General features: G+C 40.4%; 18 protein-coding genes. All 18 read right to left on the bottom strand.

The annotated features are described in order from the left end of the window. Positions 1–2 precede the first annotated feature (2 nt). Positions 3–2,606: a Fe/S-dependent 2-methylisocitrate dehydratase AcnD gene (acnD, locus tag ACVCDT_RS06165; protein ID WP_447131890.1), complete on the bottom strand. Its 2,604-nt coding sequence runs from the start codon at positions 2,604–2,606 to the stop codon at positions 3–5. Positions 2,607–2,666: 60 nt separating this feature from the next. Next, positions 2,667–3,791, bottom strand: coding sequence for a bifunctional 2-methylcitrate synthase/citrate synthase (prpC, locus tag ACVCDT_RS06170; RefSeq protein WP_447131891.1), 1,125 nt, complete (start codon positions 3,789–3,791; stop codon positions 2,667–2,669). Positions 3,792–3,800: 9 nt separating this feature from the next. Beyond that, positions 3,801–4,682 (bottom strand): methylisocitrate lyase, encoded by an 882-nt coding sequence (prpB, locus tag ACVCDT_RS06175; protein WP_447131892.1) that lies wholly within the window; start codon positions 4,680–4,682, stop codon positions 3,801–3,803. Continuing rightward, complete coding sequence (locus tag ACVCDT_RS06180) at positions 4,679–5,350, bottom strand: GntR family transcriptional regulator (RefSeq protein WP_447131893.1); 672 nt, start codon at positions 5,348–5,350, stop codon at positions 4,679–4,681. The genes prpB and ACVCDT_RS06180 overlap by 4 nt, the downstream gene beginning before the upstream one ends. Positions 5,351–5,456: 106 nt before the next feature. Next, on the bottom strand, positions 5,457–6,581 hold the full coding sequence (locus ACVCDT_RS06185; protein ID WP_447131894.1) for a pyridoxal-phosphate-dependent aminotransferase family protein: 1,125 nt from the start codon (positions 6,579–6,581) through the stop codon (positions 5,457–5,459). A gap of 356 nt (positions 6,582–6,937) precedes the next feature. Next, positions 6,938–7,465, bottom strand: a complete 528-nt coding sequence (locus ACVCDT_RS06190; protein ID WP_447131895.1) for a gamma carbonic anhydrase family protein — start codon at positions 7,463–7,465, stop codon at positions 6,938–6,940. Continuing rightward, on the bottom strand, positions 7,462–8,325 hold the full coding sequence (locus tag ACVCDT_RS06195; protein ID WP_447131896.1) for an acyl-CoA thioesterase domain-containing protein: 864 nt from the start codon (positions 8,323–8,325) through the stop codon (positions 7,462–7,464). Before ACVCDT_RS06195 ends, ACVCDT_RS06190 begins: the two co-directional genes overlap by 4 nt. Positions 8,326–8,366: 41 nt before the next feature. Further along, on the bottom strand, positions 8,367–10,202 hold the full coding sequence (locus ACVCDT_RS06200; RefSeq protein WP_447131897.1) for a protein kinase domain-containing protein: 1,836 nt from the start codon (positions 10,200–10,202) through the stop codon (positions 8,367–8,369). A gap of 13 nt (positions 10,203–10,215) precedes the next feature. Further along, a complete protein-coding gene (locus ACVCDT_RS06205) occupies positions 10,216–11,094 on the bottom strand; it encodes a 23S rRNA (adenine(2030)-N(6))-methyltransferase RlmJ (protein ID WP_447131898.1) in 879 nt (292 codons plus the stop codon). 88 nt (positions 11,095–11,182) lie between these two features. Beyond that, a complete protein-coding gene (locus tag ACVCDT_RS06210; protein ID WP_447131899.1) occupies positions 11,183–12,409 on the bottom strand; it encodes a 2-oxo acid dehydrogenase subunit E2 in 1,227 nt (408 codons plus the stop codon). Between the two features lie 21 nt (positions 12,410–12,430). Continuing rightward, complete coding sequence (locus ACVCDT_RS06215) at positions 12,431–13,408, bottom strand: alpha-ketoacid dehydrogenase subunit beta (protein ID WP_447131900.1); 978 nt, start codon at positions 13,406–13,408, stop codon at positions 12,431–12,433. A 3-nt stretch (positions 13,409–13,411) separates the two neighbouring features. Continuing rightward, positions 13,412–14,596 (bottom strand): thiamine pyrophosphate-dependent dehydrogenase E1 component subunit alpha, encoded by a 1,185-nt coding sequence (locus ACVCDT_RS06220; RefSeq protein ID WP_447131901.1) that lies wholly within the window; start codon positions 14,594–14,596, stop codon positions 13,412–13,414. A 198-nt stretch (positions 14,597–14,794) separates the two neighbouring features. Further along, on the bottom strand, positions 14,795–17,665 hold the full coding sequence (locus tag ACVCDT_RS06225; RefSeq protein ID WP_447131902.1) for a TonB-dependent receptor plug domain-containing protein: 2,871 nt from the start codon (positions 17,663–17,665) through the stop codon (positions 14,795–14,797). Between the two features lie 102 nt (positions 17,666–17,767). After that, complete coding sequence (locus tag ACVCDT_RS06230) at positions 17,768–18,811, bottom strand: FecR family protein (RefSeq protein ID WP_447131903.1); 1,044 nt, start codon at positions 18,809–18,811, stop codon at positions 17,768–17,770. Beyond that, on the bottom strand, positions 18,804–19,364 hold the full coding sequence (locus ACVCDT_RS06235) for an RNA polymerase sigma factor (protein WP_447131904.1): 561 nt from the start codon (positions 19,362–19,364) through the stop codon (positions 18,804–18,806). The genes ACVCDT_RS06230 and ACVCDT_RS06235 overlap by 8 nt, the downstream gene beginning before the upstream one ends. Positions 19,365–19,465: 101 nt before the next feature. Then, on the bottom strand, positions 19,466–20,917 hold the full coding sequence (locus tag ACVCDT_RS06240) for a sulfotransferase family protein (protein ID WP_447131905.1): 1,452 nt from the start codon (positions 20,915–20,917) through the stop codon (positions 19,466–19,468). A gap of 75 nt (positions 20,918–20,992) precedes the next feature. Next, positions 20,993–23,599, bottom strand: coding sequence for a TonB-dependent receptor plug domain-containing protein (locus tag ACVCDT_RS06245; RefSeq protein WP_447131906.1), 2,607 nt, complete (start codon positions 23,597–23,599; stop codon positions 20,993–20,995). A 327-nt stretch (positions 23,600–23,926) separates the two neighbouring features. Further along, positions 23,927–24,967 carry a protease SohB gene (gene sohB / locus ACVCDT_RS06250; RefSeq protein ID WP_447131907.1) on the bottom strand — a complete coding sequence of 347 codons (1,041 nt, stop codon included), beginning with the start codon at positions 24,965–24,967 and terminating at the stop codon, positions 23,927–23,929. Positions 24,968–25,043 lie beyond the last annotated feature (76 nt).

Below are 25,043 nucleotides of genomic sequence, written 5' to 3' on the forward strand. Positions count from 1 at the left end.
CCTTAATTTAAATTTGATTCTAAAAAATCTTGAGCAAAACGTTGCAACACACCGCCAGCTTGGTAGACCGTGACTTCTTCAGCGGTATCTAAGCGGCAAATAACAGGCACGTTAACGACTTCATTATTTTTACGGGTGATTTTTAAATTTAGTTTTGCCCCTGATGCTGGTTTACCCTCAACATCAAAAGTTTCAGTTCCGTCTATTTGCAAAGTATGACGTGTGGTATTTTCTTCAAATTGTAAAGGTAATACCCCCATTCCAACTAAGTTAGTGCGGTGTATGCGCTCAAACCCTTCAGCAACAATAACTTCTACTCCTGCTAAACGGACACCTTTAGCCGCCCAATCTCTTGATGAGCCTTGTCCGTAATCAGCACCAGCAACAATAATTAAAGGTTGTTTACGTTGCATATAGGTTTCTATCGCTTCCCACATGCGCACAACTTGGCCTTCTGGCTCGATGCGGGCTAATGATCCTTGTTTAACCTTACCGTTTTCTTGCACCATTTCATTTAATAGCTTGGGATTAGCAAAAGTCGCACGTTGGGCAGTTAGGTGATCGCCCCTATGGGTTGCGTACGAATTAAAGTCTTCTTCAGGTACACCCATACTCGCAAGGTACTCGCCTGCAGCACTATCTAACATTATGGCGTTTGAAGGCGATAAATGGTCTGTTGTAATGTTGTCACCTAAAACAGCAAGTGGGCGCATGCCTTTCATAGTGCGTTCACTGGCTAATGCCCCTTCCCAATAAGGTGGACGACGAATATAGGTACTCTTTTCGCGCCAATCGTATAAAGGACTTTCGGCAGGCTCAAAGGCGGCTAAGTCAAACATGGGTGTATAGACTTTTTGAAAGTGCTCAGGCTTAACAAATTCATTGACTATGGCATCAATAGACTCGTCACTTGGCCAAATATCTTTTAAGCGAATTTCATTGCCTTGTTGGTCATGGCCTAATACGTCTTTTTCTATATCGAACCTAATGCTTCCGGCAATGGCATAAGCCACAACTAATGGCGGAGAAGCTAAAAAGGCTTGTTTAGCATATGGGTGAATACGGCCATCAAAGTTGCGGTTACCGGATAACACGGCTGTACTGTATAAATCTCGGTCAATCAGCTCTTTTTGAATTTTAGGATCTAGCGCGCCACTCATACCATTACAAGTGGTACAAGCATAAGCAACAATACCAAAGCCTAATTTTTCCATTTCGGATAATAAGCCCGCTTCTTCTAAGTAGTATTTAGCCACTTTTGAACCAGGCGCAAATGACGACTTTACCCAAGGTTTTCTTAATAAGCCTAATTCATTGGCTTTTTTAGCAATTAATCCAGCTGCCACTACGTTTCTGGGATTACTGGTATTTGTACAACTAGTGATAGCGGCAATGATTACTGCCCCATCTGGCATTTCACCTTCTTTAGTTGTGGTGGCCTTAGCTACGCCTTTGGCCGCTAAGTCTGTAGTAGACAATCGCGCATGTGGATTAGAGGGTCCGGCCATATTTCGACCCACAGTAGACAAATCAAACTCTAATACACGTTCGTACTCAACTTCTTGCAAGTCGTCTGCCCATAATCCAGTATGCTTGGCATAGGTTTCTACCAGTTTGACTTGCTCTGGTTCACGACCTGTAATAGTTAGGTAATCTAAAGTTTGTTGATCGATATAAAACATGCCAGCTGAGGCGCCGTATTCTGGAGTCATATTAGAAATAGTGGCGCGGTCACCTATGGTCAGGTCTGTGGTTCCTTCACCAAAAAACTCTAAGTAGGCAGAAACAACTTTAGCTTTGCGTAAAAACTCAGTAATCGCCAACACTATATCTGTGGCTGTAATACCAGCTTGACGTTTTCCTACTAGCTTAACCCCAACTATATTAGGTAGGCGCATCATAGACGGGCGGCCTAACATCACGGTTTCGGCTTCTAAGCCCCCTACTCCTATGGCAATTACGCCTAGTGCATCAACATGAGGGGTGTGGCTATCTGTGCCAACACAGGTATCTGGAAAAGCCACGCCATCACGCAATTGGATCACGGGCGACATTTTTTCCAAATTAATTTGGTGCATGATGCCGTTCCCCGCTGGGATCACGTCAACATTTTTAAATGCGGTTTTGGTCCATTCAATAAAATGAAACCTGTCTTCGTTTCTTCGGTCTTCAATCTGACGGTTTTTATTAAATGCCTCGGGATCGTCACCGCCATGCTCAACTGCTAAAGAATGGTCAACTATAAGTTGGGTTGGCACGACTGGGTTTACTTTTGCAGGGTCGCCACCTTGCTCGGCAATGGCATCACGTAATCCCGCTAAATCCACTAATGCGGTTTGACCTAAAATATCGTGGCAAACCACTCTTGCTGGATACCAAGGAAAATCTAATTGTTGTTTGCGATACACAATTTGTTCTAAATAAGCATTTAACTCTTCTGGCTTACATTTACGCACTAATTGTTCTGCTAATACGCGCGAGGTGTAAGGTAAGCTTTTATAAGCTCCCGGGCAGATTGCATCTACTGCCGCTCGAGTATCAAAATAGTCAACAGGTGAGCCACCTACTACATAATTGGGAAGGGGTTTACGAAATGCATAATTCATAATAGGAGTCCAAAGTTGGAGAGAAAACATAGGCCACCAATAGGTGGCCTGGAACAATATTTACCTAGCTGAGATAGGCTGAACTTTACGAGGCTCAGCACCAATATAGTCGGCACTTGGTCTAATAATTCGATTGTTAGCACGTTGTTCCATTACGTGGGCGGCCCATCCAGTTAAGCGCGAACAAACAAAAATAGGAGTGAACAATTTAGTTGGGATCCCCATAAAGTGATAAGCCGAAGCATGGAAAAAATCTGCGTTACAGAAAAGCTTTTTGCTGTCCCACATAAATTCTTCACAGGCTACCGAGATATCGTATAAAGACGTATCCCCAAACTCTTTAGCTAACTTTTCAGACCAAGCTTTAATAATCACGTTACGTGGATCTGAAGTACGGTAAATGGCATGACCAAAGCCCATGATCTTTTCTTTACGGGCTAACATGCCAGCCATTTGCTCTTTGGCATCTTCTGGCGATTTGAATTTTTGGATCATGTCCATGGCTGCTTCGTTGGCTCCACCATGTAATGGACCACGCAGCGAGCCTATAGCTCCAGTAATACATGAGAACATGTCTGATAAGGTAGATGCACAAACTCTGGCAGTAAATGTAGAAGCATTAAATTCGTGTTCAGCATATAAAATAAGTGACACATCCATAACCTTGCGATGTTGCTCACTAGGTGTTTTACCAGACAACAATTTAAGGAAATGACCACCAATTGAATCTTCATCAGTGTTGCAATCTATTTCTACGCCTTGATGGCTGAAACGGTACCAATAACACATGATTGCTGGAAACGCCGCCAATAATCTATTAGCTGCTGTGTGTTGCTGGCTAAAGTCAGTTTCTGGCTCTAGGTTACCTAAAAATGAACAACCCGTGCGCATGACATCCATAGGGTGAGCATCAGCAGGGATAAGTTTTAACACTGCTTTTAATGCATCAGGTAAATCACGCATGCCAGCTAATTCTGCTTTATAAGCATCTAGTTGACTTTGATTAGGTAATTCACCATTGAATAACAAATATGCTACTTCTTCAAAGCTAGCATTTTCAGCAAGATCTGATACATCGTAACCACAATAAGTTAGGCCTGAGCCAGATTTTCCTACTGTACATAATTTGGTTTCGCCGGCACTTTGTCCACGTAGACCTGCGCCTGTTAATTTTTTATCAACCATGTGATTCTCCTATTTATTCTTGCCTTGTGAAAATAAGCTATCTAGCTTTTGTTCGTAATCGTGATAGCCAAGATAATCATATAACTCCATGCGTGTTTGCATGCTGTCTACTACGGCTTTTTGATCACCGTCTTTTAAAATCGCCTGATACACATTTTCGGCGGCTTTGTTCATGGCTCTAAACGCACTTAATGGGTAAAGCACCATATCAACGCCCCATTCAGCTAGCTCGCTTTTATTCCATAATTCTGTTTGGCCAAATTCGGTAATATTAGCCAAAATAGGCACATCTAAGGCCTCAGAAAAAGCTTGGTAATGGGCTTGGGTTTTAATTGCTTCGGCAAAAATACCATCGGCACCGGCCGCCACATAGGCTTTGGCACGTTCAATTGCTGCGTCTAGACCTTCTTGAGCAAAGGCATCGGTGCGCGCCATAATAAAAAAGTCTGGATCAGTGCGGGCATCCACTGCACTGCGAATTCGGTCAACCATTTCTTCGGTAGAAACAATTTCTTTGTTAGGTCTGTGACCACAACGTTTTTGTGCTACTTGATCTTCCATATGCACCGCTGCGGCACCAGCTTTTTCCATGTCTTTAATGGTTTTAGCAATATTAAACGCACCGCCCCAACCTGTGTCTATGTCTACCATAAGCGGTAAATCGCAGGCCGAGGTAATACGTTGAACGTCAACTATGACATCGTTTAACGAGGTCATGCCAAGATCGGGTAAGCCATAAGAGGCATTCGCTACGCCGCCGCCTGATAAATAAATAGCTTTGTGACCAATTTGTTTAGCCATCATAGCTGAATAGGCATTAATAGTGCCTACTATCTGTAGAGGTTGATGGTCTTTAAGGGCTTGGCGGAAACGTTGTCCGGGTGTTTTCATGATGTTGTCATCCGTTTTTCGACATTTTTACGGGAGGCTGAAATATGTCTACGCATTAAAATTTCAGCCAGTTCGCCATCTTTATCTTCGATGGCTTGAATAATATGGTGGTGTTCAGAGAATGCTTTTTTAGCCCGCGGGCTGGCCATGCCAAATTGAAAGCGGTACATGCGTACTAAATAGTATAGTTCTTCACATAACAATCGAATTAATAACGCATTACCGCTACCAATTACAATCCGATAATGGAAATCTAAATCACCTTCTTTTTGGATGTAGGCTTCGCCTTGTTGCAAAGACTCATTTTGTTGATGGGCATGCAATAACTGCTTTAAATCGTCAATTTCAGTTGTCGACATTTTTTCAGCAGCTAAGCGACATGCCATACCTTCTAGAGATTCTCTCACTCTAAAAATTTCTAATAATTGTGCAGTGGATAAAGTCACAACACGATATCCAATATTGGCTTTACGCTCGACTAAACCACAACTCTCTATACGTGATAACGCATCGCGCAAGGTGCTGCGGCTGATGGCGTAGTACTTAGCTAATTCAGGCTCACTTAATTTAGTGCCAGTCGCTATGTCACCTTCAACAATTCGCTGTCTTAAATCATAAAAAACAGTATCTGCTCGTGTTTGACTGCTATTTTTTGTGGAGTCTATCAAGATGGTTTGTCGACAATAGTTGGTTTGATGTTTATTTTAGTCGGATTAAAATAAAACACAACCAGCAATTGTCGACAATATTGAGATATGGCGTTAATTCTAAGAATTATTTTAAAACTTTTCCTAGTGCGTCTAAACAATAGTCTACATTTTGAACAGATGACGCACAGCCCATTAAGCCAATTCGCCATACTTTGCCAGCTAATTCACCTAAGCCAGCGCCAATTTCTAAATTAAACTCATTTAATAAACGCCCACGGATGGCGGCATCGTCAACTCCGTCAGGGATAGTGACCATATTCAGTTGCGGCAATCGATAAGCTTCATCCACAAATAAAGATAAGCCTAATTTATCTAACCCAGCTTTAAGTAATTGATGGTTATCTGTATGTCTTTGCCACGCTTGTTCTAACCCTTCTTTGTGTAAAAGCACTAAAGATTCGTGTAGCGCATATATGCTATTAACTGGTGCAGTATGATGGTAAGCGCGTTTGCCGCCCTGCCCCCAATACCCCATCACCAAGTCCATATCTAAAAACCAGCTTTGTACTGGTTGTTTGCGACTTTTAATTGCCTGAACGGCTTGTTCGCTAAATGACACAGGGGATAAGCCAGGTACACAAGATAAACATTTTTGGGTACCAGAATAAATCGCATCAATTTGCCATTCGTCTACTTTAAGTTTGCTGCCGGCAAGCGAGGTAACGGCATCAACCAAGGTTAAACAGTTGTGTTCTTTGGCAAGTTTGCATAACGCCTGTGCATCGTTCAGCACCCCAGTTGAGGTTTCAGCGTGCACAAAAGCTAAAGCTTTTGCGTCAGGATGGGCGCTTAGGGCCTTTTTTACTTTGTTTAAATCTGTTGGCTTACCCCAATCATCGCTAACCATTATGGCTTGTGCCCCACAACGCAGAACATTTTGCTGCATACGGCCACCAAATACCCCGTTTTGGCACACTATCACTTTGTCACCCGGTTCAATTAGGTTAACAAATACGGCTTCCATTCCCGCTGAGCCTGGTGCAGAAATAGGCATAGTTAGGGCATTGTCTGTTTGAAAAGCATATTGCAGTAAGGTTTTTACTTCATCCATTAACTCTACAAACTTAGGGTCAAGATGACCAATAGTAGGTTTGGCCAATGCATTTAACACACTTGGGTAAACGTCTGATGGACCCGGCCCCATTAATACCCGCTCAGGTGGCATAAAAGATGAAAAGCTGTGTGACATTGTTACTCCTAAAAACTCACAAGTTGAAAATTAGTTTTACTTTATTCTGATGTACGCACAAGTGACTATGCCCAACATTAATAAAATAAATACTGACAAGGCCAAATTTTAAGTAACTTAAATAGGCCAGTTGTTTAAATTAAGATATTGATTTAATTAGACAATTAAAAAAAAACCAAAAGTTGTATATTATTTATACAAAACTGTTCTATTATTAGCAGTCCAGTTTCTTGAAACTTTCTTCTGCAATGAAGTGTTAAGTTAGCGCACGGCTCTATTCATGAGCCATTCCCCTAAGCCCGGGCTAGTTATAGCTTCGGGCATTTTTTTAAGTCTTTGATTATAATGCTAAACAGCTAAGAAACTGGGCTAATCACAAGCTCTTGCATAAACCTTTTAGCGTTTTGCACATAATGCTCGGCCGATTGTTCTAGCTGTTTATGTTGCGAGGCATGGATAGGTTTAATGATTTTAGCAGGCGAGCCCATCACTAAAGAGCCATCTGGGATCTGCATATTTTCGGTGACTAAACTATTGGCACCTATCACGCAGTACTTACCTATTTTTGCGCCGTTTAAAATGACTGAATTAATGCCAATTAGACTGTAATCGCCGATTTCACACCCATGTAGCATGACTTTATGTCCTATAGTCACACCATTGCCTATGGTTAGTGGTATACCAACATCTGTATGCAATACCGAGCCATCTTGCACATTTGAGTTTTCGCCTATAGTAATTTGATCACAATCGCCACGAATAACAGTATTAAACCACACACTACTGTGAGGTTTTAATTCAACCTTGCCAACAATATGGCATCCAGGGGCAACAAACACTGTGGGGTGCTTTTGTACCTGCTCAGCGCCTAAATCGTAAATCATTGTTTATCTCCTACCATACGAATTAACCCCTCTTGCATAGTACTAGCCACAAGCTGGCCTTGACGATTAAAAAATTGCCCTCTACTTAAACCTCTAGCTCCTCCACTAAATGGACTCTCGGCGCAATATAATAACCAGTCATCAAAATCAAAAGGATGATGAAACCACATTGAGTGATCTATGGTAGCAATTCGCAAATTTTGGTTACGTGTAGAAATTCCGTGAGGATGCAAAGAAGTGGTTAAAAAGTGATAATCAGAAGCATAAGCTAACATCACTTGATTTAAATTTAGATTACCAGATAGAAGCTCCTGAGCCTTCATCCAGATATACTTTTTAGGGGCTTGAACAATTTCTTTAGATGGGTCTACAAAGTCTACCGTACGCATATCTATAGGTTTATGATAACCAATACTTTCGCGCATTTTCTCTGGCATATCTTGAGTTTGCGTAAAAAAGTCTATGTCTGATGGCAGCTGTTCTGGCGGCACCACATTGGGCATTTCAGCAAATTGATGCTCTAAGCCTGATTCTGGAGTTTGGAAAGAAGCGGTCATATAAAAAATATTGCGACCATTTTGAATCGCTTTAATGCGTCTAGTGGAAAAGCTGCGCCCATCGCGCACGTTTTCAACATCAAAAATTACCGCTTTATTCGCATCACCAGGCAATAAAAAATAACTATGAAATGAATGCGCAACCCGACCTTTAGGTAAGGTTAACTGAGCTGCAGCAAGGGATTGCCCTAAAACTTGGCCGCCAAATAGAGCCCGAAATCCAAGATCCCAACTTTGCCCTCTAAATAACCCTTCTTCTAATTTTTCAAGTGTTAATAATTCAACAAGTTTTACGTCTGACATAGGTTCTCTACAGGTAATAATTGAGCTTAATTTGCGTGTTGTTAAGTATAAGGATTTTTAGGGTAAAAGTTGTCTGCTAGTTGGCTTTGATGTGAAAAGAAGCGCGTATCTTTAAAAGGCAGCTTCATAAAACCAGAAATACCCAAGCCTTGAATACTAGGGACTAAATCTATCACATCTTTTAATAAACTTTTAAATTCTAATTCCATTGAGTGATTTAACAACTGATAGTCACTATGAATCTTTAAATGGGTTGGCAAGGATTCAAAAATGATACAGCCCGTGTGGTGAATAGCGTTTAATTGTCTAATAATCGCCATTAAGGGATCGGGCAGTGTTAACAATTCATCAGGATCTTCACCATCTTCAAAATATGAATGCATTTTACTGTCGTGTTCGGTCAGGGATATTTCACTGAGCTCATAAGGAATTTGCATATTGGCGTCAGGTACAAAAGGCTGCTGTTCGTTTTCACGCTCAACGTGTAGGGTATCTCGCGCATTAAACATACAGCACTTAAAAATACCCACACGCTTGATGGCGCGGGCAAAAGTCACCATATTATTAATTGAAGACTCAAAGGATTGTTGCAAACTAGGCTCATATAAATTCAAACTTGAATCAATATACACGCCATTTTCTTCCCATCTTACCGCCAAGCCCCCTACCACAGGAAACTTGCCTAAGCGGCTAATAGCAGCAATAAAAGCTTTTTCTGTATCTCCCATGCCTTGCATATAGTTTTTATAATATCGCTCAAACTGTGCGTCATTAATATGCCGCAATTCGGCTTCAGTTTGTTGGGCTTCAAGGCGTAAAAAAGATTTTCTGGAGCTATAAACGACAGTGTCAATTTCACCTTGTTTAGCACTGACAGTACAAGGTAACACTGAAGGTACAGCTGCTTGCTTAGGGGCATGCAAACTAACATTTTTCATATACTTCATATTGTTAATAAAGTAATCGCCACCTAATCTTCTAAGTTTAGGATCATCGCTCATCATGGCACTAAGGGTTTTGGCAAATTCTTGCGGTAAACCTAGGGAATTAGGGGTAATCACCTTAAAGCCAAAACGGCAAGATTGCCCAGATGCAAGCGCATATAAAGTACTGGCTAAACCTTGCTCATCGAAACGTACGCTAGACAGCCCACCATTTAATTGCTCTTCACCAATAAAATAAACATCCCCTAACCTAGCATTCGTTTGCTGCATGTCACTAGACATTAAATCCATCACATTGCTGCCCACAAACTGCCCGTTAGCATCTATTTGAGCAAACACAGATGAGCCCCAATCAATTAACCCAATAGTCTGGCTTTCTTCATCTAACACTATGTTAGAAGGTTTTATATCACCATGAACTATAGGCCTAGGTTGGCCATTTTGAGTATGTTGCCTTAGGTAGATAAGAACCTCAGCCAGCTGACTGGCTATTTTAATCAGTAAAGCAACAGGTAGCGGCCCATATTTTAGTGATACTTTTTCTAAGTCGAGACCCTGTGCCCTCTGCATCACTAATATGGATTGTTTTTTAATTCTTTGATATTCAATTAATTTAGGCACATAAACATGGTTGACTAGACCTAACATGTAAGCTTCTTCTTCTAATCTGTCTTGCACATGTTGAGGTAGATTAGTACGAGAAAACTTAAACACTTGGTGCTGTTTTTCACCAGACTTTGTGCTTAAAGTTCCTGCAAAGGCAAAACCAAACGCGCCTTTACCAATTAATTCTATGTCTTGATAACCCAAAAGCGTGAGTTGCTCGGTACATAACTTAAACCAATCTTTTAACTTTTTAGCATCACTATGAGACAACAAATAAATGGATTGCTCGTCTGGAATGTAAAAGTGTTTTATATCGCGTTGGGCCACTACGTAGTTTCGCTTAACTGTCTTGAATGAGCCAGTCAACTAAATAGCTGGCATGGGGATTAAGTGCAAGTAAAGGACAAACTTCTTGCAAGCACTGCTCAATCTGCTGATCAAACTGCCAAGGCGCGTTAATCACCGCCATTCCTGAGCCCACCATGCCTTCACCCTCAGCTTTTGAGGTTACGCATAACTCCACTTGTAGTAGGTTTTTAATGGGCTTAGAGGCAAGTGTGTTTAACATTGTTTGGCTTTTTCCGGCTTTGCTTTGGGCACTAGAAACTTGAGTTAAGCTAGCTTGTCTACTGGCTAAAATAGGATACCAAATAGCAATAATAGCCGCGGGCCATTTTTTATTTACCTCAACAACAGTCTCAACTAACTTGTCATACTCTTCGGCTACTTCGTAAGAAGGGTCAATTAATACTAATCCTCTAGGTAACTTAGGTGGCGTAAGAGCGACTAACCCTTCGTAGCCATCTCTGTGGTGAACTGCAATGTTTTTTCCACCTATATTACTTTTTAAATTTAGTATTTCTTGATTGTGTTTTTCCATCAACACCATAGCGTCTTGTTGGCGCAATAACGACTTTGCCAGTTCAGGTGAACCAGGATACTGCCCAAACTGCTGGTAACTTTTCACTAAATTTAGATAGGCAATTAAGGCTGGATGTTGAGCTTGGTAATCTTTAAGTTTATTAATGCCCAACTTAAATTCATTGGTTTTCTGTGCTTCAGCCGAGTCTAGCTGATATACACCTGCCCCACTATGAGTATCAAAATAATAAAATCCTTTTTGTTTGGATTTTAGTTTTTCAATTAATAGCATTTGAGAAAGATGTTTTAACACATCGCCATGGTTTCCAGCATGATAGCTATGCCTATAACTTAACAAGCTTTTGCTCCTGATAATGGTAGGGCTTTAATAAACTAATCTTAAAGCAAAAATAAACCCGCTGTTAGCGGGTTTAAGGTTTTTTTATTTAGCGGGTTTTAGCTAACATGGTTAATGGATTTTCTAAGTAGGATTTCCATAAGTTGTTAAACCTTACCATAGTTGCACCATCAATCACCCGATGATCGCCAGACCAACTCACATGCATGATATTCACCGCTTTAACTTGATCATTTTCGTCAAAACGCGGTAAACGCTGCATCTTACCTAACGCCACTATAGCAGACTCAGGGGCATTAATGACCGGAGTAGCGACCGTGCCGCCTAGTACTCCAATATTAGAGATACTAATAGTGCCACCTTTTAAATCTGCGTTGCTTAACTTGCCTTGACGAGCTAAATCCACTAATTCATTAGACTTTTGCGCCACTTCAAACAAAGATAAGTGCTGTACGCCTTTTATGTTTGGCACCACTAAGCCAATTTTAGAGTCCACCGCTACCCCAATATTGTGATCATCAAAATATGTGATCTCAGTACAATCAGCATTGACCTGACTATTAATAATTGGGAATTCTTGTAAAGCCAAAGACATAGCTTTAATGAAAAACGGCATGAAGCTCAATTTAACCCCTTGCTCTGCAAAAGATTCTTTTAGCTGCGCACGCGCCGCAATCAGATTATCCATATGGATTTCTTCACTTACTGTGAAGTGCGGCACAGTAAACACTGAGTGAGTCATATGCTTAGCCATAGCTGCTTGTACACCACGAATAGCTTCAGTGCGTTTACCACCAACAGTAGCCACTTGAGCAAGCTGTGAATTTGAACTGCTTTGTGGTTTGGCAACTAGGTCAGCTTTTAATACTCGCCCTTTTTCACCGCTTCCAGCAACTTTTGCTAAATCTATGTCCATTTCGCGAGCCAGTCGTCTTACCGCAGGACTAGCTAAAGCTTTACCTGATTGTGCACCTTGCTCTACAGATGGTTTAGTTGCTTGGGTAACTTCGGCCGGCTTTTGTTCTGCAACCTCAGCGGTGTTTTCTGAAGTTTGTACAGTATTTTGCTCGGCACCTTCGCCAGTAATTTCCATAGCAAACAACGGAGAATGAACTTTAGCTATGCTACCTTCAGCATAATGCAACTTAGTCACCACTCCAGAGTACTTAGCTGGAATTTCAACTAAAGCTTTGTCTGTCATTACTTCAACAACAGCTTGATCTTCTTCTATGGTTTGCCCTTCAGCAACTAGCCATTTTACTACTTCACATTCAACTATGCCTTCACCAATATCAGGCAGAATAAAATCTTGCATATCTTTCTCCTAAACGTCTGCCTAAAAATTAACCGTACGCATAATAGCTTCAAAGGTTTTTAAGTGATCGGGCATATATTCTTTTTCATGAGCCAATGGATAAGGGGTATCTAAACCACATACCCGACAAATAGGTGATTCAAGGTATAAGAAACACCTTTGTTGCACACTGGCTGCTATTTCACTGGCAAAGCCTTGAGTTAAGGGGGCTTCGTGGTTAATAAGCAAGCGTCCGGTTTTTTCTACTGATTGACAAACCGTTTCAACATCCCATGGCAAAATACTCTGCAAATCAATGATTTCACATGACACGCCTTGTTCTTTCGCCATTTCTGCGGCTTTTTCTATTATTTCAACTTGAGCACCCCAAGCTAATAATGTGATATCTGTACCTTCTTGTACCACTTCAGCTTGGCCTAAAGGTAACTCATAATCTTCTTCTGGCACTTCACCTACAGAGGCACGATATAACCTTTTAGGCTCCATAAACAAAACTGGGTTATCGTCACGAATTGACGCTAACAACAATCCCTTAGCTTGGTGTGGATTACGTGGCACAACAATTTTTAAACCAGGTGCATGGGCAAAAAATGCCTCTGGGGATTGTGAATGATAGAGTCCACCGGCAATGCCGCCGCCATAAGGGGTTCTAATGGTTAAGGTTCCGGCAGAAAACTGACCGCCAGAACGATAACGAAATTTTGCAGTTTCATTAACAATTTGGTCAAACGCAGGAAAGATATAATCAGCGAATTGAATTTCAGCTACTGGAATTGAACCTTGTGAAGCCAAACCCGTTGCAAAGCCAATAATACCTTGTTCAGTTAGAGGTGTATTAAAACAACGGCCTCGGCCAAATTGTTCTTGCAGATTACTGGTTGCGCGGAAAACCCCACCAAAGTGGCCAACGTCTTCACCAAACACCATAACCCTTTCATCATCAGTCATAGCAGTAACTAATGCATTGTTAACTGCTTGCAGCATATTCATCTTAGCCATAAATTAAAGCCTCCCTGAAGTTTTTGGATAGGCTTCTGGATACTTAGCCACATGTTCTTTTAATTCTGCGAGTTGTTCTTTTAGGTGCCAAGGTGGCGTGTCGTACACATCTTCTACTATTTGATCTAGTGTACAAATGGGAACTTTCTCGGCTTTTTTCAATTCTTCAAGCACTTCACGTCTTGTTTGCTCAATAAAGTCTTGGTTTTGTTTTTCGTCTAACCAATTATTTGCCAACATCCATAACTTAAAGCGTTCCACTGGATCTTTTAAGCGCCAGCGCTGTTCTTCTTCTTTAGAGCGGTAACCTGTAGGATCGTCAGAAGTTGAATGTGCTGCCAATCTATAGGTCATGGCTTCAATTAATACTGGGCAATTTTCGGCTAAGGCGATTTCACGCGCTTTGGCGGTAGCAGCGTATACAGCTAAAACGTCGTTACCATCTACTCTTATAGTACGTATGCCGTAGCCTAAACCGCGAGATGCTATGCCATCACCAGCAAACTGCTCTTCTGACGGCGTAGAAATGGCATAACCATTGTTACGACAAAAGAATATTGCTGGGCAATCTAATACCGCGGCCATATTTAAACCTGCGTGAAAATCACCTTCTGAGGCTGCGCCTTCACCAAAATAACAAATAGTGACAGCGTCTGTACCTGCCATTTTTTGCCCATAAGCATAACCGCTAGCTTGGGGAATTTGGGTACCTAAAGGCGACGAAATGGTCATAAAGTTATGGGCTTTAGACCCATAGTGAATAGGCATTTGACGACCTTTGTTTAGTTCATTTTGATTACTAAACATTTGATCCATAAATTCTTGAGTCGTATAACCGCGATAGGCTAACGCCCCTTGTTCGCGATATTGCGACATAATCATGTCTTGAGGCTCTAATGCTGCCGCACTGCCCACTGTTGAGGCTTCTTCGCCAGTACAAGCTAAGTAAAAGCTAATACGACCTTGACGCTGAGCTGCCACCATTCTTTCATCTAAAACACGAATGTATTGCATGGTTTGCAAAATTTTGTTGGCTTGCGCTTGTTCAATATTAGGCGCACTGGCATCTTTGTGAACCACCCCATCAGGCTGCAATATTTGCAACATTGGAATGTCGAGCATGCCGTTTTCTATTATATTGACTTGATGGACTGTTCCCACATTCGCCAAATGATTTCTATCTTTCATGTACAACCTATTCCCTACACAAAACCCATTTGTTTGTGTATTAATTGTAATTAGGTTGTTAATGCTAGTTCACTATTGAAAACAAGGCGTTGCCAATTCAGAATTTTTGCTAGCTATTAAGAAAACAAATCATCTAATTTAACTAGCTAGAGATGATAATCATCCTAGTTGTAATAGAATAGTTGTCCTATTAATCAATTAAAATTGGTAGATCCCACGCAAGTAGTAAAACCCGCCATTCAACCCTATGGGTGAGGTAGCGGGATATTTTGCGCCAGCTAATAAAGCCATAGGGTTATTATCAGGGCGATTATCAAATAGGTTTTTTGCACCAAAAGCTAAAATAAAATCTGCATTAATAGGATAACTAACATCTAGATCCACAGTTAGCTCAGAGCCGGCATAAATATCATAACCCGCTGCTGCATCTAAATGGTCTTCATAAAAACCTGAATAGTAATTTAATCTCAGGTTGCTACTAAAAGAGGCAAAGTCTTGTACTAAGGTGACACTAGCCCGATGTGCTGGCAAATTGTCTTCAATCATCTTAATCCGTTGCTCGGTTAAATTAGACACCCATTTTTGGCTGCCATTTGGATTGACTCTTTGATAAAGGGTTACTCTATCTATATTGGTATCTGTCCAGTTATAAATAAACATAAACTGCGTTGGCACACTAGCTAGATGAGTTTGATAATTTAAGACTAAATCTAGGCCTTGGGTACGAGAGTCAAAGTCGTTGGTAAAATACTTGGCACTGCCAAAACTCGATGCCTCTGGCACCCCAGCTGCCACTAAGGTTTGAATATCTTGTTGGCTTAAGGAAATAGCAGAAGTTGTACTAATTCGGTCGTTTAAACGAATATGAAAATAATCAACGGTAAAATATAACTGCGGCGAAATTTCACCAACTAAGCCTAGCCCTAAGTTAACCGATTCTTCTGGCCTTAGTGGAGTTGCACCAAGTTGTACAGAAATAGGATTAGTAGGAGGCAAGGTAGCCTGATCCTCTAAACCATTTGCAGAATAAGCAGTGGTTACATTGACCACGTTACTTTGACCTACAGTTGGGGCTTTAAAGCCAGTACTTAATGAACTACGTAGAGTGAGTTGATTATTCAAAATGATACGAGTCGAAATTTTACCGTCAAAGGTGCTGCCAAAATCAGTGAAATCTTCGTACCTTGCCGCCATACCAAACAAAAAGGCGTCACTCATATGAATTTCGAAATCTGTATATAGTGCCCAGTTTCCTCGGCCCCACCGTCCAGCTGATTGGGGGTTATAACCAGGAAAACCATTAGAGCCCACGCCAAACCCTTGTGACAAGCCACTTTCAAGGTCGTAAGCTAAATGTCCAACCTGATAAGAAGCCAAGTCACCAGTTTTTTGTTGGTAATATTCTTTACGCCACTCTGCACCTGTTGCTAAATTAATTTTGTACTTATTGTTAATTGTAAATTGCTTAAATAAATCTAAATTTACGTTTTTCTCTAATTGACTGGCTAAACCCGGCGAAAACTCTGTGGGCGAAGCTGGCCCTAAAGATGGGTTAATCGACTGCGACAAAATATATTCAATTTCTGAATAACCCACACCTACACTTAAATCGTAGTCCCAATCATTTTGAGTAACCCCTTGTACCCCCATTACCCAAGAGAGATCGCGTATTAACCCGCCAAATTGAGGAGTAAAGCCGCCGGGTAAAATTTCGTTAAAGGCAAAACAATTTTTGCCAATTTCAGTATCTTGGTTGGCAATGCTTTGATAAGCCGGATCGTCTAATACATTGTCGTCTGAAATAACCACTTTAGGACAACTTATACCCTGCCCTAGCCCATCTAAATCGGCCACCAAAAGTAGCGAATTTTCGTCTTCATCATAACCACCAAAATACACCCCAGAACGGGTATGAGGGTTTCTATAATAAAAACCTCCGTGAATTTTTCGTTTGGCTAAAGTAGCAAAGCTATACCACTGATTATCATTATCAAAGGCATACCCCATATTGGCTAAAAGCTTAAAATCAAAGTCCACCTCTGGACTACCCCAAACTTGAGCGGGATCTGCTACCCATAAATTGCCAGCACTTATTAGCCCCAATGCATCTTTTCGTTGAACACTTCTATCTGTGGCTTGTTGTTCTAAGTATTCTGCGGTGAGATTAACAAAGCCTTCATCGCCTAAGGGTAAGCCGAGGTTAGTTTGTAGTTGCAGTAACTTACCGTCACCTGGTGCATAGCTACCTACTCTTGCTTCTAGGCGTCCACCTTCATTGCTGTCGTTTAACACAAAGTTAATGACTCCTGCTATGGCATCTGAACCGTATTGCGCAGCAGCACCATCTCTTAATACTTCAATTTGGCTAAGGGAAGAAGCGGCAATATTAGATAAATCTACGCCTTGGGCTCCATCAGACAAGCCGCCACCTAGAAAGGTAATTGCTGAAGAACGGTGGCGTCTTTTGCCATTGACTAAAACCAGCGTGTGATCTGAAGCCATACCGCGCAAATTTGCCGGTCGAACTAAGCTAGAGGCATCATTTATTGGTTGGTCATTCACATTAAAAGACGGCACTAAAGTAGCCAACATAGAGGTTATATTAGTCGCGCCTTGGCGCAAAAACTCTTCTGAACCAATAATATCTAGGGGCACAGGTGAATCAATCACAGATCTAGGGGCACTTCTGGTACCAACTATGGCAATCTTTTCAATACTAGTGGGATATGGGTTTGGGTCTAAGGAAGGTTCAGACGTGTTGCTTGAGGGTGTTTTAGTTTGCCTATTTACTATGGCTTTAACCGACAGGCCTTTGTCATCTTTTATCGGATATAAGCCTGTGCCTTCTAGCAGTTTGACTAATGCAAGCTCAGGGTCATAAAGTCCATTTAATGGGTTAGTTATTTCTTTTTCGGCAATATCAATGGGAAATAGCAGCGTAGTATCTGCTTGTTGAGCAAATAAAATAAGTGCTTTATCAGCGGGCTGCGACGGAATATCAAAATGATATTTATTTTGCGCACATAGCTGAAAAGATATAAAAGAGACTAACAGCACGACTAAACGCATAAAACTTAAAATTATATAAACTGAATTTAAACCTTAAACCGAGTCTAGCATGTTGATATCTAATAAAATATGCCCTTTTTAAGCCAGTAAAATTAATCCTATTTAAGTGCCCGACGACAAGACTATGGTTTTATCGTTAGTTTGCTCATAGGTAATATTAAAATTATTTTCTAATGCAAATAACAATCCTTGAATATCACCTGCTTTAAAATAACCTGCCACACGTCTTTGTTTAACTTGTTCATCAGCTAAATCAAAGGATATAGCGGTATAACGACTAATTTCATTTAAGGCTTCAGCAAGAGGTTCACCATGAAAGACCAGCATCCCTTGCTGCCAGGCTAAGTCTTGTTGAATTTGCTCTTGGCTAAAACTGACTTTTTGTACTTTATCTGGGCTAATTAACGCCTTATGGCCAGCTGTCATTAGTTCACCAGTGGCAAGAAGCTGGTCGTTTTGTTGCCCAGAAACTGTGTCTGTTTGGCTATTTTTAACTAACACTTTTCCTTCAGTGACTATTAGCTCAACGTCATTAAATTTGGCTATTTGAATGTTAAAGGCGGTACCCACTGCGGTAACTGAGCTATTATTGGCGTGCACCACAAAAGGTCGCTCAATATCATGAGCCACATCAAAATGCGCCTCACCTTTAATTAATTTAATATTTCTTTGTTGCTGGGTAAATTCAACTGCAACCATAGAATTGGTATTTAAGTGGATCACAGAGCCATCGTTTAAACTGATTTGCCTATGTTCACCAATGGCGGTTTCGGCAGTTAGATTAAGCAAATTTGGCAAATGTTGCTCGGCATTAAATTGGCCATGTAAAAACCAGCCTAACACGCCCAAAAACACAAAAATAAAACTTGCCGCTAATCCAGGAGTGTAAGTGCCAAACCAAGTTTGTCTTTTAGGCATTACCCCATGATGTAACGGAAACAGCCCGCTTAATTGATGTAATGCACTCATATTATCCCAGGTTTTGGCCATTTCGAATAAATCGTCTCTATGTGCTTGGCTAGTGTTGATCCAATTAGCAAAATGCTTCTCTTCACTACTGGAAAGCCCACGATCTAACTTACTGATCCACTCACAAGCTTGCAGCCGGATATCGTCTTTACTACTAAATTGTTGAATATTACTCATGGGCTGACTTTTTAGGTTGCGTTTTAATACTGGAATTAGGTTGGTTATTCTGGGCTAATTCGGTTAAATATTTAGCACATTGCAGTAAGCCTTTAGCTACATGCTTTTCTACTGTGCTTTCACTAATGCCTATGGCACTTGCAATATCCTTTTGGCTTAATCCATATACTTTTTTTAATAAAAATACCCGTTTAACCTCTACCGATAAGGTATCTGTAGCACGACAAAAATGTAAAAATCGCTCTTTGGTTTCGATTTGGCTTTCTAAGCTATTAGAGGTTAAGTTTTCTGGCTCAGCCAACAGGCTTTCTAGCGATTGGTTTTTTTGAGCACTGGCTTTCGAAACATGGTTTAACGCTAAATTTTTTGCAGTTTTTAGCATATAAGTGCGTTCAAACTTAATTTCTTGCTTTAGTTCAGCCTCATAACTTTTCACAAAAGTTTCTTGCACTATATCTTCAATATCGTCACTTGGAACGATATTGCCTATCACCCTTACCAGCTGCGCGCGGCATTTTAAGTAAGTTGTTTCTAGTGTCGACTTTTTTATCATTTTATTTCTTGTCTAGTTGTAAAGCGTTAATTACATTCAATGAGTTTTACTTAGCCACTATAAAGAAAATATAGGTTCTTTATAAGTGCATTTTTTAACGATTAGCATACCGGTTCTGTTAATTTTAGATTTTGCCAATCATTCGGCAAAAACTCAGCGTAGTTTTGCCATTTTTTCATGGCTTGGCTATTCACCTTTTGTCTAACTTGTACATTGCTTAGGGTTCTTATGGGTTGCTGTTGATTATTAGCTTGGGTACCACTCTTACTAGATAAGCCACAAAAGGCGTAAATTTTGTTTAAGGTTTGAGTTTTATTTTTGACTAAATCTTGATAATTCACCGAATAAATAAAGTCTTGGCATTGTTCTTCCCAACAATCCATTAACTCAGTATAAAACCCATAATACTGCCCAAATTCGTTAAGTGAGCAAAAATAGGGTTCGTTTTGCGCAAAATAATTGCTAAAAATTGACCATGCCACTTCAGGTAATGCGCGCTGAATATGAATAACTTTGGCATGCGGAAATAATTTGTAAATCATACCAATTGCTTGAAAATTGGCTGGCAACTTGTTGATCACAAAAGCTTGATTAGGGCATGCCTGAGCCAATAGGTTTTCATATATACTGGCTGCTTTGGCTAATATGCTAGGGTCAGTTATTTGTAAACTAGCGGGGTAATCGAGTTGAGTTAACTGGTATATAAAATTAGCCAACTCATCGCTAACAAAGGTAGCTTCCCCCACTGTTCCAACATCTGGGTGTTGGCATAATAAATATTCTAATAAAGTTGAGCCGGTTCTAGGTAAACCTAAAATAAAGATTGGGGTGAGTTTATTGTCTACTTGAGGGTTTCTATAGGCTAAGCCTTTAATATTGTTAGATGATTGAATTTGTGTAAAAAATGGCGCTAAGTCCTGTGTTTTAAACTCACAATCAGCAAATTGTAATCTATTGGCTTGTTGGTAATTTTGCCAGGCGAGATGAAATTGTTGCTGATGATCTAAGATATTGCCATTGGCATAATGTAAAACAGTTTTTTCTTGAGTAGTTAAATTCTTATTGGTTAAACGCTGACTGATTATGTGGTCTAAATTATCATCAAATTTAGCCTGACGAGTTAATTCTAAACAGGCAAAAGAGGCAATGCTTGTGTCAGTTAGAGTTAATACTTGCTTGAAACTTTGTGTGGCTTGTTCAAACTCTCCTAAAGATTGTTGATGCAATCCTAGTTGATAGTGTACTTCTGGGCGCTGAGCAAATTGACGCTTTGCATAATCTAATACCGTTGAGCTATCTTGGGTTGCGCCAACAGCAGTAAATGCCTCGGACAAATGTAATAAAGGTGACAAGGCTTGAGGTAATAATTCACAACTTCTTTTTAATAAACTAATGGCTTTATCGTACTGCTTAACTTTTAAAGCAATACAGCCCATGCCTAGAAATGCTTGACCATTATTTGGCTGGGCGGCCAACACTTGCTGATAATAGGCTTCAGCTTTGGGCAAATCATTTTTTTGCAAACAAAGTGTTGCTTGTTCAAGAAGTGTCAAATCTACCACCACTATTTAGACTAAAAAAAACAGCCTTACCCAAAGGATAAGGCTGCTTATATCAACTAATAACCATTAAAAGTTATAGGTTGCTTTTACATAATAGAAACCACCATTAAATCCATAAGGTGAAGTTTCATAGTAGATGCCACCCCAGTTGTTATTTGGGATCCCTTGGTCTGCTGGAATATTAATTCGTTCAGCTTCCTGATCAAATATATTCTGTGCACCTGCTGATAAGGTAATGGCTTCACTTAAGAAGTAGTTCATTTCAAAATCAACAGTTACTGAAGAACCTGCAGTGATAGCCGTTGCATCGTAATCTACGTGAACACCTTGATATTCACCATAGTAATTAACACGGGTAAACATTGAGAGTTGATCCCAATTTTGCGCCCAAGTAAAAGTACCACGATGGTTAGGTAGATCTTCTTCTAGACGTTTAACTTTAAATGCACCTGTAATCGCAGAGAACTTAGTCACCTCTGTTTCATTCCAGTTGTAAGCTAAGCTAAAAGTTGAACTTCCATCAAAAAGGTCTGCTGAATAGTTAGCAACAACATCCAGACCTTCAGTGGTGGTATCAAAGTCATTGGTAAAGAAACTAACTTGTTGCAAGCTATCTACGTTAGGTACACCTGCAGCTTTAAGCGCATCTTTATCACTTTGTGTTAGGTTAATTTTATCTGATTGGCTGATACGATCTTCAACATCGATGTTGTAGTAATCAACCGATACAAAGAAATCGCCCATTTGGTAAACACCACCAAAGGTGAAACTTTGTGATTCTTCAGGTTGTAACTCAGTACCACCTAGTTGTACAGAAATTGGGTTAGTAGGTGGCAATAATGCTGAATCTACTAATACACCGCCATCTAGGTTAGTTTGAACGTTACTTACGTTAGCTTGACCAACGGTAGGCGCTCTAAAGCCTGAGCTTACTGAAGTACGTAGAGATAAATCATCATTTACATGGAACTGGGCACTAAACTTATAGTTAGTAGTAGAACCAAAAGAATCATAATCTTCGAAACGTAAAGCACCACCTAGTAATAAGGCTTCGGTAACTGGCGCTTCAACATCAACATAGGCCGCATAGTTTCTACGAGTAGAAACACCACCGTCTGAAGGTTTAAAGCCTGGGAAACCGTTAGAGCCAATACCAAAACCTTGTGATGTAAGAGGCCCAGCAGTAAACGACGCTTCGTCCCCTACTACTACTTCAAATGACTCTTCATGCCACTCAAGACCACCGGCTAAGTTAATATCGTCATATAAATCTGCATCAATTAACTTAACAAGATCAAAGTTAAAGTTTTTCTCTAACTGAATATATTTACCTGGGTTAAAGTCTCTTGGAGTATCTGGCCCTAATGAGGCATTAATAGTATTAAAGATTAGGAAGCTAGACTCACTACGACCTACAGTTCCGCTTAAATCATATAATACGCCGTCAGCAAACCCACCTTTAAATTCGCCCTTAGTACCAATAGTTAAAGAGGTATCGGTAATGTTTCCACCAAAGTTAGGAGTAAAACCTTCTGGGATCATTTCGTTAAAGGCAAAACAATTTGGATTGTTTTGTACGCCATCAATATAATCTTGTTGTTGGGTAACATTCGCACTAACAATTGGAATAACCGGACAGTCAATGCCATCACCCGGGCTAAGGCCTTCGTTAATTTGACCTTCAGGCCCAGGTGTTAAGTCACCTACTAATAAAGTTTGGCCACCGTCAAGTGAATAAACTGTACCGCGAGTATGTGGGTTACGATAATAGAAACCACCTCTTACATCACGCTCAGAGTAGTTACCAAACATATAGAATTCTTTATCGTCGCCTAGATCTAAGCCAACATTACCAAAAATAGTGATATCGTCTTTTACTTCAGGCGAACCCCAAATTTGTGCTGGATCAGCAACATTTAAGCCTGCAGCAGCAAAGGCAGCAGCATCTGGACGTTGAACACTACGGCTAGTGGCGTCAGCGTTTTTATATTGGAAACTTAGGTTAGCAAAACCATCGTCGGTGAAAGGCATACCTACGTTACCAGACACTTCAGTTGTGGTGCCGTCACCTTCATAATACTGACCATGACGAGCAGTTAATGAACCGCCATCAGAATCGTCTTTTAATACAAAGTTCATTACCCCGGCTATTGCATCAGAACCATACTGAGCCGCAGCACCATCACGTAATACTTCAACTTGTTTAAGGGCAATACTAGGGATAACCGAAATATCAGGACCTTGTGCACCATCGTTAATGCCACCGCCTAAGAAAGCAATAACAGATGAACGGTGGCGTCTTTTACCATTTAATAAAATTAGCGTGCTGTCTGCTGGTAAACCACGTAAGTTAGCCGGGCGTACAAGTGACGCAGCATCACTAATAGGGTTAGTGTGAACATTTAATGAAGGCACAGTTCCTTTAAGGATTTCTAACATATCAGTGTTACCTGACTTATCTAATTCGTCAGAACCAATAATATCGATAGGAACCGGTGAATCACCTACAGAACGAGGAGCAGCACGCGAACCAACCACAGCGATTTTTTCTACATTGTTATCGGCGCCTGCTTCTTGTGCGACAACCGGTGAAATTGATACCGCACCTGCAGTGGCAGACGCAGCAATAACATAGCGAATTTGTTTCGCTAGTTTAGACATTGAAGTTTTCATAGTTGTTTTCCAGCTTAATATTTTTTTAATGCTTTATTGCTAAGTTTGGTAGTTAACTTTTAATCCGCAATAAAGTGCTTTGTGTATCCAGATCACGTTAGCTAAAAAAACCAACGCCCCTAATTTATATACCTCTAACTAGGCAAAAACAAATAAAAACGCCTAATAAAAAAATATATTTTTTTTGATAGAGGATTTTAATTTTTGCTTTGTCTATAAGGGGTTGCAGAATAAAAACTAGTAATTTTTACGAGGGAATGGCCAAGTTGAGAACCCAACTTGGGAAAAAAAAAGGGCAAGGCAAACCTTACCCTCATATTAATTTAATTAATAAAAACTTTGATTACCTTTTGTCCATAACTTAGTTAACAAAGACTCAATCGACACACTAGCAGCCATTCCTAACCTTTTAGCCAAACCTTTTTTATTGGTGTATTTTACGGTAAAAATCTTTTTATCTTGATTTGCGCTTAATAAATAATCATCTGAGGTTTGGATATTATCAACCAAACCAAGCTCAAAGGCTTTTTGACCATACCAATATTCGCCAGTGGCTACTTTAGCAATCTCTAAGTTTGGTCTGTGTGTATGCACAAAATCTTTAAACATATGATGCACGTCTTCCAATTCTGCTTTAAATTTTTCTCTGCCTTGGTCGTTATTTTCACCAAACATAGTAATAGTACGCTTAAACTCGCCAGCAGTGTGCTGCTCAAACTCTATATTATTTTTCTTTAACAGCTTATTAAAATTGGGCATTTGTGCAATAACACCAATTGAACCAATAATGGCAAATTTAGCCGCTAATACTTGGTCAGCCACACATGCCATCATATAACCACCACTGGCCGCTACTTTATCTACCGACACAGTGAGTTTTATATCTTTGTCTTTAATTCGTTGTAATTGCGAGGCTGCTAATCCATAGCCGTGCACTACCCCGCCGCCGCTTTCTAACCTAACTAACACTTCATCTTGCGGTTTTGCCACGCATAGGATGGCGGTGACTTCTTCACGTAGTGATTCCACTTCATGGGCATCCATGGAGCCAGAGAAGTCAATCACAAACAGTCTACCTTTGGCTTCTGGCTCTGAGCCTTGTGCCTCTTTTTGGGCTTTTTTCTTTTCTTTTAAGGCTTTCTTTTGCGCCTTTTGAAATTGTTTGAGTTCGTCTTTATTTAACAACTCAGTACGCGCGAAATCGGTAATTGATTCTAACTTTTCTGATAAAGAAGAGATTTCTAATTGCCCTTTACCCTGCTTTTGTTTACTCACTAAGGCTAAAATGCCGCCTAAGGCTAAAAGTATGGCTAACACTATAGTGATGGCTTTGGCGATAAAGAGCCCATAGTCGTATAAAAATTCCAATCCTGTTTACTCCTGATAATTGTTTGCGCTTATATGGGGATATTTTGGCAAAAAAAAAGCCAAGTATTTAAACTTG

It is taken from the genome of Paraglaciecola aestuariivivens (assembly GCF_052983255.1).